This window comes from Romboutsia sp. 1001285H_161024_C4 (genome assembly GCF_015550185.1).
Classification (GTDB): domain Bacteria; phylum Bacillota; class Clostridia; order Peptostreptococcales; family Peptostreptococcaceae; genus Romboutsia_C; species Romboutsia_C hominis.
The window spans coordinates 461,749-474,811 of record NZ_JADNAJ010000002.1; the positions used below are offsets into that span (position 1 = coordinate 461,749).

15 protein-coding genes are annotated in these 13,063 nt (G+C 24.0%); 10 read left to right on the plus strand and 5 right to left on the minus strand.

Annotated features, from left to right (window positions below; genetic code table 11):
- Window positions 1-225: 225 nt before the first annotated feature.
- The gene (locus I1959_RS05760; RefSeq protein ID WP_092924828.1) at window positions 226-990 is read left to right on the plus strand and encodes a M23 family metallopeptidase; all 765 of its coding nucleotides are present in this window, start codon (window positions 226-228) and stop codon (window positions 988-990) included.
- A 139-nt stretch (window positions 991-1,129) separates the two neighbouring features.
- On the plus strand, window positions 1,130-1,810 hold the full coding sequence (locus I1959_RS05765) for a hypothetical protein (protein WP_195237388.1): 681 nt from the start codon (window positions 1,130-1,132) through the stop codon (window positions 1,808-1,810).
- Between the two features lie 8 nt (window positions 1,811-1,818).
- Here I1959_RS05765 and I1959_RS05770 read toward each other — a convergent pair whose 3' ends face one another.
- The gene (locus tag I1959_RS05770) at window positions 1,819-2,940 is read right to left on the minus strand and encodes an MGDG synthase family glycosyltransferase (RefSeq protein ID WP_166505755.1); all 1,122 of its coding nucleotides are present in this window, start codon (window positions 2,938-2,940) and stop codon (window positions 1,819-1,821) included.
- Between the two features lie 178 nt (window positions 2,941-3,118).
- On the opposite strand from I1959_RS05770, the gene I1959_RS05775 reads away from it, so the two are divergent.
- The 5 genes from I1959_RS05775 (at window position 3,119) to I1959_RS05795 (ending at window position 7,344) form a co-directional block, all read left to right on the plus strand.
- A complete protein-coding gene (locus tag I1959_RS05775) occupies window positions 3,119-4,447 on the plus strand; it encodes a hypothetical protein (protein WP_092924832.1) in 1,329 nt (442 codons plus the stop codon).
- 190 nt (window positions 4,448-4,637) lie between these two features.
- Window positions 4,638-4,943: a PadR family transcriptional regulator gene (locus I1959_RS05780; protein WP_092924834.1), complete on the plus strand. Its 306-nt coding sequence runs from the start codon at window positions 4,638-4,640 to the stop codon at window positions 4,941-4,943.
- A gap of 14 nt (window positions 4,944-4,957) precedes the next feature.
- Window positions 4,958-5,677, plus strand: a complete 720-nt coding sequence (locus tag I1959_RS05785; RefSeq protein WP_176698658.1) for a DUF1700 domain-containing protein — start codon at window positions 4,958-4,960, stop codon at window positions 5,675-5,677.
- Window positions 5,667-6,674 (plus strand): hypothetical protein, encoded by a 1,008-nt coding sequence (locus tag I1959_RS05790; protein ID WP_195237390.1) that lies wholly within the window; start codon window positions 5,667-5,669, stop codon window positions 6,672-6,674. The genes I1959_RS05785 and I1959_RS05790 overlap by 11 nt, the downstream gene beginning before the upstream one ends.
- A 118-nt stretch (window positions 6,675-6,792) precedes the next feature.
- Complete coding sequence (locus I1959_RS05795) at window positions 6,793-7,344, plus strand: hypothetical protein (protein WP_195237392.1); 552 nt, start codon at window positions 6,793-6,795, stop codon at window positions 7,342-7,344.
- A gap of 126 nt (window positions 7,345-7,470) precedes the next feature.
- Here the strand turns inward: I1959_RS05795 and I1959_RS05800 are convergent, their stop codons facing one another.
- Window positions 7,471-7,689: a hypothetical protein gene (locus tag I1959_RS05800; protein WP_195237394.1), complete on the minus strand. Its 219-nt coding sequence runs from the start codon at window positions 7,687-7,689 to the stop codon at window positions 7,471-7,473.
- 258 nt (window positions 7,690-7,947) lie between these two features.
- Here I1959_RS05800 and I1959_RS05805 point away from each other — a divergent pair, with 258 nt between their 5' ends.
- The gene (locus tag I1959_RS05805) at window positions 7,948-9,027 is read left to right on the plus strand and encodes a hypothetical protein (RefSeq protein ID WP_195237396.1); all 1,080 of its coding nucleotides are present in this window, start codon (window positions 7,948-7,950) and stop codon (window positions 9,025-9,027) included.
- Window positions 9,028-9,091: 64 nt separating this feature from the next.
- Here the strand turns inward: I1959_RS05805 and I1959_RS05810 are convergent, their stop codons facing one another.
- Together I1959_RS05810 and I1959_RS05815 are read right to left on the minus strand one after the other, a co-directional pair.
- Window positions 9,092-9,412 (minus strand): YlbF family regulator, encoded by a 321-nt coding sequence (locus I1959_RS05810; protein WP_195237397.1) that lies wholly within the window; start codon window positions 9,410-9,412, stop codon window positions 9,092-9,094.
- 90 nt (window positions 9,413-9,502) lie between these two features.
- Window positions 9,503-10,324, minus strand: coding sequence for a pyridoxamine kinase (locus I1959_RS05815; protein WP_207733536.1), 822 nt, complete (start codon window positions 10,322-10,324; stop codon window positions 9,503-9,505).
- Window positions 10,325-10,552: 228 nt separating this feature from the next.
- On the opposite strand from I1959_RS05815, the gene I1959_RS05820 reads away from it, so the two are divergent.
- Window positions 10,553-11,698 (plus strand): amidase domain-containing protein, encoded by a 1,146-nt coding sequence (locus I1959_RS05820; RefSeq protein WP_092924848.1) that lies wholly within the window; start codon window positions 10,553-10,555, stop codon window positions 11,696-11,698.
- 135 nt (window positions 11,699-11,833) lie between these two features.
- A complete protein-coding gene (locus I1959_RS05825) occupies window positions 11,834-12,034 on the plus strand; it encodes a cold-shock protein (protein ID WP_092924850.1) in 201 nt (66 codons plus the stop codon).
- 84 nt (window positions 12,035-12,118) lie between these two features.
- On the opposite strand, the gene I1959_RS05830 is transcribed toward I1959_RS05825, so the two are convergent.
- On the minus strand, window positions 12,119-12,886 hold the full coding sequence (locus I1959_RS05830) for a hypothetical protein (protein ID WP_092924852.1): 768 nt from the start codon (window positions 12,884-12,886) through the stop codon (window positions 12,119-12,121).
- Window positions 12,887-13,063: the final 177 nt, after the last annotated feature.

Here is a 13,063-nt window from a genome sequence, read left to right on the forward strand (position 1 = left end):
TAGCTCTTTTTTATATACAAAAAATTATATTTTAAGCAAGTGACAAAGTCGTTGACGGCATAAAGTATTTTATCTACATGTCGCTTAGGTGAAGTAAATTTTTATAATAAAAAATTAGGAAAGTTTACTTTATTACTTAACAATAATTCTTAAATTGAATAAAAAATGTAATAAAAATGTAAAAAATAGTTAATACTGATAAATAGTTTTAAAAGGAGTGAAAAAATGAGAAAAAATATATTTACTTATATGTTAATTTTATTAGTATGTATTTTGCCATACAATAATGTACATGCATCAACAGAATTACAAATTGATAGACTAATAGAAAATGAGCAAAAGCAAAAGGAAATATCTAAAAAAATAAATGAACTAGACTTAGAATTAAAAAAAGAAGAAAGTGAATCTATAGAAGTTATAAGTATAAGCTTTTTAGAAGAAGATATGGATCTAGTAGAAGAAAAAGAATATTCATTACAAGAAAACAAAAAAGCATTAGAAAAAGAATTAGAAAATATAATGATAGATAGTATACAAATCCAAAAGAGCATAGAGAAAGAGAAGAAAGAGTATTTAGATAAAAATAATTTAAGTTTTATACCTGGCATATGGCCTTTAAAATCATATTATGAAATAAGCTCTGCATATGGACAAAGAATACATCCAATAACTAAAAAAGCAAATTTTCATAGAGGGATAGATATACCTGCTCCTAAGTCTACTGAAATATTAGCTAGTGATGATGGAATAGTAGAGTTTTCTGGTAGTCAAAATGGGTATGGTAATGTTGTGAAGGTAAAACATTTTGATGGAAAGACAACAGTATATGCACATAACTCATATAATAGAGTTAATAAAGGTGATATAGTAAAAAAAGGACAAGCTATAGCGGAAGTTGGAAGTACAGGAAATTCAACTGGTAATCATGTCCACTTTGAGATTTTATTAAATGGAGAAACTACAAATCCTATTGATGGAGTAATAAAATAATTTAAATATATTAAAAAGGAGGGTAATATACCCTTCTTTTTAGCATAAAATAAATTATAATAAAGTAATCAAAAAACATAAGCCTAATCTATAAGTTAAAAATTTAGAAAATTTAGAAAATTTAAAAAGGGATGATGCCATGAAAAAAGATTTTCTATTAGATATGCTTTGTTATATACTTTTACCTTTGGGATTTTGTTATATAAGTGAATGGAAAAGTCTAGAGTATATAGCTATATTATTAATAGTGCCAGGAATACTTTATTCACTTTATACATTTAAAAGCCAACATAGATTAAACATTACAGCAATAATATTTTCTTGCATATATATAATAATACATTTAGTAAAAAAAGATATGGATTCAAGCTTTGAAAAATATGCATATGATATATATATCCTAATAGGAATATTAGTAGCTATAATTATTAGTAATTTATTAAAAAAAGATATAGCAAGTGCTTTATACACAGATATACTAAGAGCTAATGGTCATAGTAAGTATATTATAAAAAATAATATAAGAAAGTATAATCTTTGTAATGAATTTAATAGAATTTCAAATATAATAAATATTCATATTTTAGCTATAATATTTATTAAGTATTACACTATAATAAATTATAGCAACGAAAGTTACAAAATAACATTAACATTAGAGATGTTAGTAAATATATTATTTCTTATAGGAGAAATATATATAACATATAATATATTTAATCATGCTAGTAAAAAGTTAAGAAATAAAAATACAAAGGTATTAGAAAGCAAAAAAGACAATATAATATATTTAGATAAATGTAAAAAATCTAATAAATAACAAGTGTATTACTTGTTATTTATTAGATTTAAAATACTGTCTCCAATACTTTCATTTTCTATAGTGTTTTTAAAAGATTTCATATTGCACTTCATAAAATTAAATATAGAATCAAATTTATTTGAAGCTATACTATTAAAAATATCTTTTAAATCTTCATCATTTGTATATACTAATCCAATTCCTTTATCTATTATGAATCGGGCATTTTCTATTTCTTGTCCTACCTTAGGAAGCTTAACGACAACTGGTGTTTGAGAAAGAATTCCCTCAAAAAGTGTTGCCCCTCCAGGTTTAGTTATCATTAAATCATACTCTCTTAGCAGATTGTGCATATCAGTAACAAATCCTAAAACTTTAATATTGTTTAAAGGTTTTTTTTCTTTTAATATATCATAAAGCTTCTTATTTTTACCAGTAACAATAGCTATTTCTATGTTATTACAGCTATTTTCTATAAATTCATCAATCCAATACATGAAATCTTCATCTATATCAAATAAACCTCTACCACCACCAAGTAATAAAATTTTATACTTATTAGATTCTTTTGTCTTATTCTCAATACAAAATTTTTTGTTTATAGGTACACCAGTTACTTTTATAGATTCTGGATTAATACCTTTTTGAACATATCTATTTTTTATTTCTAATGATGGTACAAAATACATGCTTGTATCTGGATATATCCATTCGAGGCTATCAACTACATCTGTGACAACTGTTAGTGTGGGAATATTAATACTAGGGTATTTAATTTTAAAATTATACACACAAGCAGCAGCAAGAGGAAACGTTGATATAATAACATCAGGATTTACATCTAATATAAATTCGATAAGCTTAGGAGTATATAATTTATGAGCTATATCATGTTTTGAATCAAAGGACTTTTTTAAATAATAATAGTAGTTATATAGTCCAGGAACATATTTAGTATTGTTTTCATAAAGTTTTACCATTGGTTTATTCATCCTAGGTATACTAGCTGTTATAAAATTTTCTATTATTACATTAACAGAAGAATCCTTTTCTAAAATATAGTCTTTTATGGCATTTGCTGCACTTATATGTCCTGCACCAAATTGAGCAGTAAGAATTAGTACAGTCTTTTTATTATCTATATCCATTAAATATTCACCTCTAAAAAATTACCTTAATAAGTATAATTTATTATAACCATATAAGGAAAAATAAGCAATAATAGAAGTTGATGTTAGCTTCTAAATGTATATAAATAATTTGTAATTTAAAATTTTATAGAGGAAATATCAAATAAGAATTGAAAATAATAAATGAGGTGGTGATATGGAAAATATTAATAAAATTAATGTAAAAGATGATTATAATAGAGAATATTTTATAAAATTATCAAAATCTATAGTATACACAGCAATTGGAATAATTATATTTTTTATACCTATTAAATTAAATGGACAAGTATTGAATTTAATATATCATATATCATATAAGCTTCAAAGTAATATGAAACATTTCATAGAAGTGTGTATTGTATTTTATTTAATTATAGGAATGTTTAAAGAAATATTAAAATGTAACTTGAAAAATAAAAATATTCTTATTATTAGTAGAATTGTAGCATTAATTTTCTTAGTAAATATATTTTTTGGAAGTAAAAACGGACTTTTAGGAAATGATAATGTATATCTTCTTATAGAAGAAGTAGTCTTAAATACAATAATTGTATTTACTATAGGTGTTTTATTTATGCCATTTTTAGAATATGGATTGTTAGAATTAACAAGTGCTTATCTAAATAAATATACAAAATTGTTATTTAGAATAGATGGTATAAGCTTTTTAAATATATTGGTATATATTTTTACAAATCCATTTTGTGGAATGTTTATGACTAATAAATTATATAGAGAAGGTAAATTAAAGGAATATGAAGCTTGTAATATAATATTAAATTTTTCAATACTTTCATACCCAATAGTTATTTATATATGTGGATATCTAAATATAAATCTAGCTTATGCCATTACGGTGTCAACTACTGTATTAATATTAATAAATATGGTATTAAGTAGAATATATCCAATATCTAAGAAGAAAAAATCATATTATTTAAAAAGTAATAAAAAAAATAGTTACCCTAAAAAGGATAAATTAAAAAAAATAATAAAATATTATTTATCTAATAGTGATAGTAAAGGTCTATTTAAAGCAATTATAGATAATTTAGAAGAAAGCATAAGTATATCTATAAATCTTATACCAAATATAGTTATATTTCTATATATAGGGCAGATAATATTAAATAGTGAGATAATAATAGAAATAATAAAGATTTTGATTAATCCAGTATTAGATGTTTTGCAAGTTAAAAATATAAATGAGTTAGTAGGATTTATAATAGATGTATTTTATAACACTATAATAGGAATAAATAATGTAGATAAAAGTATAAGTATACAAACCAAAATTTTAATTTGTATAATAGGAATTTTAAGTTGTACATCTATTAGCACAAATATTATATATATAGCTAATAATAAAATGGCATTAAAAATAAATATAAAAGAGTTTATAATATCTTATTTACTTAGAATAAATTTAATTATAATAATATACATATTTATATCTTACTTGTATAGTGGATATTTAATCTAATGTAGGGAGCTATTTAAGCTTAAAATAGCTCCTTTTTCAAAATTATCAACTTAAAGGATAATTTTAATATTAACTTATTATAAATTACTATTGTGCAAAACAAAGTACTGTGCTATTATATAATCACTATTGTAATAAAACAATGTAGTGTGTTATACACAGTAGACTGCTTAATGAGAGGAGGAGTTTTGTGAATACTCAGTTTAGAAAAGGAGTACTTGAAATATGTGTACTAGCTCTTATTTCTAAAAAAGACATGTACGGATATGAGATAGTGCAAAATATATCTAAAGTTATAGAAGTTAATGAAGGAACTATATACCCTATTCTTAGAAGACTTACAAAAGAGGGATATTTTGACACATATATATTAGAATCGAGTGAGGGACCTGCTAGGAAGTATTATAAATTAACAGATCTGGGAAAAGAAAACTTAAATAAGTTAATTGTAGAGTGGAAAGATTTCGTAAAGGCTGTAAATATTTTAATAGAGTAAAAGGAGTGATAATATTGAATAGAGCTGAATTTTTAGATATATTAAGAGATTATCTTAAAGGTAGTTTTTCAGAAGAAGAAATAGGAGATATATTAAGAGACTATGAAGAATACTTTTTAGATGGAACAATAGAGGGAAAAAGCGATATAGAAATAATAAAATCTCTTGGTTCACCTAAAACTATAGCTAGTGAACTTATAGCAGAGACTAAAAATAAAGAAGAAGATAATAATATAAGACTAAAAATAAATATAATAAAGTCAAATTTTAAAAGACAATATATAAACTTAAAAGATAGAGTTAGTGAAAAATTAACTTTAGATATTGAAAATAATGACCAAAATAAAAGAAAAATAATACAATTAGGTCTTAGTATACTATCTTTAATAGTATTCATTCCAAGATTTTTAATAGTATTATTTTTATCTGTAGTTGGTATTATATTAGTTTCATTAATTGGTTTATATGTAGCTACAATGCCTATAATAATGAATTTTATATCTCAAACACATGAGGTGATGGGACTTTATGTATTTATGTCTATTGCATTTGTAGGTGGTCAGATATTAGCATGGCAAATATATATATTTATAATATCTATATATAAAACAAGCGTAAATAGATATAAAAGTTGGATGAAAACAAGAAAACTATATATAAATGCTAGTAAGAAAAAAGAAGCTAATAATAAAGAAGAGAATAGTTTTAAGGAAGGAGAGGAAGATGATGAATAAAAAGGTAACCATATTTTCAATAATATTAATAGTAATTGGTATAGTTGGTACTATATACTTTTCTATATCATCTGTCCCTTATTTTACTCAAACTATATCTAATATAGAAAAAAGCTTAGATAAAGAACAAGTAATTTACAATAAAAATATAAGTATAGAAAATTTAGATGTAAAGACTAAAGTGAGTAATATAATAATAGAAAAATATGAAGGACATGAAGTTAAAGTAGTGAAAAAAGGTATAAGTAACTATAATATTAAAGAAGATGTCAATAAATTGAGTATAGTTGAAAATGAAAAGGAATATAATTATAAAATAAGCAACAATTTAGAAGAATTTATAGAAAATGTGATTAATGCATTTTACTATAATAATAGTCAAAGTTTAATTATATATGTTCCAAATAATATAAATGTAAATGCATCTACTGATTATGCAAGATTAAGTATAGAAAATAATCTATTACTAGATAGTGTATATTATAAGACTATAAATGGGTATATATCACTGCCTAAAGGGATGAAAACACTTAAAAACCTAGATATAAAATCTAATGGACATATATATTTATCTACAGAGGAATTAATAGGAATAGATAACGTTAATATAGAAAGTGGTGGAATTGAAATATATTCAGCTCAAAATGAAATATTTGTAGATGATATTGAAAAATTTATACCAAAAACTATAAATATAACTCAAAATAGTAATAGTAGTTCAAATATTAATATAGATACAAATATACCAATAGCTAAAGAATTAAATATAAATGCATACAATTCAAGCGTTTATATAAACATACCAAGTAAAAATTATAATTTTAGTGTAGATATGAAGTCTATATCAGGTATAAATGTAAGTAATATGCTTATTGATGAGCATTATAGAAATGATGAAAATTTAAAAGAGTTAAAGGGAACTTTAAACAAAGAAAATTTAAATAATGAAGAGAAATATATTATAAATGTAAAAGCGAATAATATAAATTTACATTAAATAAATGAAATTATAGCCAAAAAATATAGAATAATCAATTAACTCCAATAAAAAATGCTAAAAATATAAAGTATACTATGTTATAATATTTATAAATATAAAAAGAAGAGGTATACTTATGAATAAATTAGCATTAAGTTTTATAACAGCTTTTACTTCATTTTTAGTTATAGGATGTAGTGATAAAAGCGTAAATGATGATAATAAAGTAGAAGTTAAACCATCTTCTGCAGTAGAAAGTGAAATATCTCAAAGTGAAGCAACACTAAAGGAATCGGATAAAATTAAGCAAAATTCAGATAGCATTAACATACCTATACATATACTTAAAGATGATCCTAAAGAGGTTAAGTATATAGAAGTTAAAAAAGATAGTACACTTCAAGAAAAGATAGAAAGTATTATAAATGTATTATCTAAAGAGTGCTTTAATAGTTTACCAATGAAAGTTACTGTTTTTATTAAGAATAGTACTGCAAGGATTGAATTGATAGAACCAAAGACTGATTCAGAGAGTAGAGTATCTTGGAAGAAAGATTATCTAAATGAAACAACAAAAGAGTACACAATAAATACAATTGTAAAAAATATAATTCAAGAAGATTATAAAGGCGATTGGATAAAAAAGGTACAATTATATTATGATGGTAAGTTAATATCATTAGATTAAAAGTCAGTATTAGAAGTATTTCTAATACTGACTTTTTTATGTTTTTATGATTATTTTGTTTTTAATTTACTTATAATTTCTATATGTATTTCAAAGAAATATAAGTAAAAACAATTATCATATAAATTAGATATCATCTATTGTATATATATCATCATCAAGATTTGATATATAGTTAGCTATAGATAATACACCTATACCAGCGAGAAGCTTCATTTGTTGCTTGCAAGTTGCTTTAACTGTTGAAGTTGTTATTTTTCTAATTGAAGGACTAATTACACTCAAAGCAGCTAATGTAGCAGAACCTATTAAAATACCTTTTAATAATTGATTATCTTTATCCATGGTGTCACTCCCATCAAGATATAATTTATAATATTAAAAATTAATTAAAATTTAATATATAAATAGGATGTGTAAATGATAAAAAAATATAATCTAAAACTAATATTTTAAAAATATTTATGATTTTAGGATTATTTACTTTAATAATATTATTAAAAGAACTAGTAACCAGATTTTAAGATTTTCATATAATTATATTAGACAGCATAAGTTTATTATGCGAGTTGAATATTACAGCAAAAGGGGTTTTGACGTATTATGAAGAAAAAGAAAAGCCAAGGGTGTGGATGTCAACCTAAGTGTGACAATTTCAATGTATGCAATGACAAAGTAAAATCATGTAAACCATGTAACTCACACAAATCAAATGTTTGTTGCAAAAAACCTTCAAAAAAATATATAGATTGTGATCATGAGAGTAAATGTGATTTTATGGACGATTGCAAATGTGATGAGCATTTTGAGATTACATGTGTAGATAAGTGCTTAGAACTAGCACAAAAAGCAGAAGATTTATTTGATGAAGCATCACGCTGTGAATGTAAAGCTAAGGAGTTAATGGAAAAAGCTAGAGAGTGTGAAAAATCATCAAATGTATTAGCAGCAAAAGCTAATGATTTAAGAGAAAAAGCACAATGCAACGAGAATGAATCTAGAGCAGCAGAATGTAAAGCCAAAGAATTAATGGAAAAAGCTAGAGAACTTTGTGAAAAGGCTAAATGCTTGCATAAAGAAGCTGAAGAAATAGAGAATGAAGCTAGATGTAAGTGTGAAAAAGCAAATGATTTAAGAGACAGAGCACAGGAATTCAGTGAAAAAGCTAAGTGTTTATATGCTAAAGCTTTAAAATTTGATGAAAAAGCATTAGAATGTTACAAATCTGCAGAAGATAAAATAAAAGAATATGGACATAAATCTAAAAAATGTGAAGAAATGATAAAAAAATGTAGTAGCAAGTTAGATAAGTGTGAAATGGATATGAAAAAATATATAGATTGTGATCACAAAAAATATTGTACATGCGATACTAAAGAAAGCAAATCACATTACAAAAAAAATAAAGAGAAGTATTGTGATATAGGTCTAAAGCCAGAATATTGTAAGCCACATTGCAAAGAAGATGTGTATATGGATTGTGATTGTGCAACTTATGTAAGCCCTATGTATGATATGTGTAATATGCACTATATAGGGGATATGGCAGATGAATATCCAATGGTCGGAATGCCTTATATGAATGCTTGCTCTAATCATTGTCAAGACGCAAATGATATGTGGATGCACTATTATATGAATATGAAAAATATGATGAAAAATATGGGATGGCCAAGATATTAAAATACTAAGAATAAATAAAGAATGCCTGCAGGCATTCTTTATTTATTCTTAAAGAAAATTATACTTATTTTAATAATTCTTTTTCTATAGACTTATATACTTTTTCCATGAGATTATTAAAATCTCTAGTAGATTTCATATAGCTAGAAACTAGAGGTAAATTAAAAAATTCTTGATATTCTTTGTTAAGTTCTGCTAATTTACTTGATGCATCTTCTATTCTATTATTAGAGTAAAGCTTATTTTTTTTATCTATATAATTATCAAGTTGTCTTTTTAAATTTTTATTTTTATCAAGTTGGGATTTAGATTTCTTCATAAGTTTAAATTCATCACTAGATTTAATTGAATTAGCAAGTTCAAGTGCTTTTTTATTTATATCCATATATACCTCCATTTATAAAAAATACTATATTACATTTTATAATTTAAGAAGGTAATATATACTACATATTTAAAAGGAATATAATTTACATTATAAGCGAGTTAATTCATTTAAAAAGTATTCAAACATAATACCATCATTTCTATCAGTGTCAAATTTGGATGTATAGTTTACTACTTTATGAACAAAATAACTAGATTTGTTAATAGCAAATTCTAAATCATGACCATTTGCTATTAAGCCACATATAATAGATGTGAATATATCACCAGTGCCACTATAAGATAAATTATTATATTCAAATGAAGTAATAAAACAATTATCACTGATTTTATCATATCCAATATTTAGTATATAACCATCCTGAACTACTCCAGTTATAATTACATTTTCAGGGCCTAATTCAGAAATTTCTTTGGCCATATTAATAATATCTTTTTTAGTCAAATCACCAATATCAGAAATACTTCTATTGGTTAATAGACATGCTTCAGTTATATTTGGAGTCGTAAGATTAGATATCTTTACTAAATTTTTAATTTTTTTACACATATCGTTATCAAATATAGAATACATATTTCCATTGTCTCCCATTACAGGATCCACTATTACAAAAGAATTATTATTTTTCTTTATAAAGTCAATCACTATATCTACTTGGTCTTTAGAACCTAAAAAACCACTATAGATATAATCAAAATTAATATTAAGCTCAGACCAAACATTAGAGTATTCTCTCATGTGATCAGTAAAATCTAAAAAACTATATTTAGGATAGCCTGTTTGACTAGATAAAATTGCTGTAGGAAAAGGACAACATTGAGTTTTTAATGCAGATAATATAGGTATTGCAGCAGTTAAAGAACATCTACCTATACCTGATAAATCATGAATAGCAGCTATTTTCTTCAAAATAGCACCTCCCTATAAAAATATTTATATAAATATATTACTACTAAAAAATTCAAAAACAAATATATAATTACAAAAAATAAAATGTATGGTTACAATTTATTTAAATATATATTACAAAGATTTGAGAGAGTAAAAGCTTTAAATAAATTAAAATTATTTTTAATATGTTTGGATATAATAATATAAATCAAGAGAATACATAAATTGCTTTTAGGAGGTCTGACATTGATAAAACTTAATATTAAAAATAAGTATGCTAAAATTATAATTATATCATTATCATTAACGATAGCTATTGGATTATATTCATATATAAAAGAAGGTGAATTAATAATAAAATCAAACTCTACCGAAGTAAGTAAAATAGAAGATGGCGAAAATAATAAATACAAGCTTCTTCTTGAAGAACTATTTGATCATAGAAATAAAGCAATACTTGATAAAAATGAAGAAGGGCTAAAAGAATTATATGAGGTAGATAAAAAGTTTGGTTTATGGGCATGGGAACATGAAGTAAAAAAGATGAAATACCTAGAAAATTGGTCTAGTAAACAAGGAGTTAAGTTTAATGATATAAAAGCAAAAGTGAAAATCAAAAAAGTAAAAGAAAAGGAAGAAGGTTTATACGGCATTATATGTACAGTTTCAACAGAGTATAAGTATTCATATGATAAAGAACCAGATATTATAAATATGTGTAGAATAGGAACTTATCATTATATAAATGTCAAAATAATAGATGATCAATATATAATAACTAAAGAATGGTATACAGATCCATTTGCTGATTCTTTAAACTTAGATAATATAAAATCTGAAGACATAAAAAATTATATAAGTATGCAAAAGCCTACAATATTAGATTTAAAGCAAGAGCAAATAAAAGCCATAGAATATGCACATAAATATTGTGGAGCAGCTGCTGATGAAGAAAATGGTTTAAAATTCAACTCAAATTACAGAGATTATAATCCAGAAGGTGGAGACTGCGCAAACTTTGCATCTCAAATAATGTTTGAAAGTGGGAGATTCAAAAAAAATGATACATGGAATTACGCAGATGGTGCAGGAACTAAGGCATGGGTAAATGCACAAGCTTTTAAAAATTATATAGTATATAGTGGTAGAGGAAGTTTAATAGCAAAAGGAAGTTATGAAGATATTTATAAAGAAGCCTATAATTTAAGACCTGGGGATTTTGTGGCATATGAAAAAGGAGGCAGAATAACTCACGTATCAACTGTAACAGGACTTGACTCAAAAGGATATCCTTTAGTAACTTGTCACAATACAGATAGATTACTAGTACCATGGGATTTAGGGTGGAGTGATAAGGCTATAAGATTTCATTTAATTAAGGTACATTACTAGAAACTAGAATCTATAAGTTGATGTGTATAAACTTAATAACATTTGACAATGATATGTATATATGTTAAAGTAATAATAAAGTTGCAAACATTTGTAGCTAAATAATTTTTGTGTGTTTTTAGGAGGATCTATTAAATGAAAACTGGTGTAGTTAAATGGTTTAATAATGAAAAAGGATTTGGATTCATATCTGTAGAAGGTGAAGGAGATGTTTTCGTACATTTCTCAGCTATAGCTGCTGATGGATACAAGTCTTTAGAAGAAGGACAAAACGTTCAATTCGAAATAGTTGAAGGTGCTAAAGGTCCTCAAGCTGCTAACGTAGTTAAATTATAATTAATTTCATATATATATTAGTAAGTCTAGTAGTATGTGAAACACCCGCCGCAATTAAGCGGCGTTTTTAATTTCACTATTAACTTATTCTTTTACAAGTCCAACTCCATTTATAAATTTAAATCCTTTTTCATTAATCAAAGCATCAAATAAATCTAAAGAATTGTATTTACAGAAATTATCTAAACAATAAAGAGTATCATCTTCTAATTTATCAAATTCATTGTACATATGAAAAGGAGTACTAAACTTAATCATTTCATCTCTTAATTTGTCCATATCAATTAAAAATTCAGCATAAGATAAATCAAGACTTCCATTTAATATTAGGGATTTCACTATATCTAATATTTCATTCTTATCTTCAAATTTTATAACTATCTTTTCTTTATCTCTACGAGATTTAATATAGTCATTTATTTTATCAACAATGCTTAATAAATTATTATCTATAAAATAAATAAAATCAGCTTGATTAAATTTACTTTCAATATCTTCTATAAGTAATTCATTCATATGAGATTCCCAAAGTTGTACACCATATCTATTGTAATTAGTATTTTTTATAGGCTCTCCTTTATAGTCATAAATTCTAGGAACAGAGTAGTTGTGATAGTTAGCTATTTCACATCTAAAGTAGTATCCATCTTTATCTTTAGGAATTAAATTTACTATAAATTCATGCATATCGCTTCCTAAATATATTTTTGTGTTTTTTAATAAATCAAATCTATCTTTTAAAACTTTAGCATCTATATTGTATAAATTATTTTCATATGCTATTTCATATACCTTGTGTTCATATATTTTATTTAAAAAACTATTAACTTCTATATTATAATCAAATTTCATTGTTATACCTCCAAATTTAAAACATAAATAATTTTTATTTAATATATACCCATAAAAGATAATTTAAATAAAAAAAATAATTTTAACATATTTTAAATTAAAATATATATAAAAATATGTTAAAATTATAGTTGAGAGAAAGAAGAATATAATACTTTTGTATATAAATTAATTAAT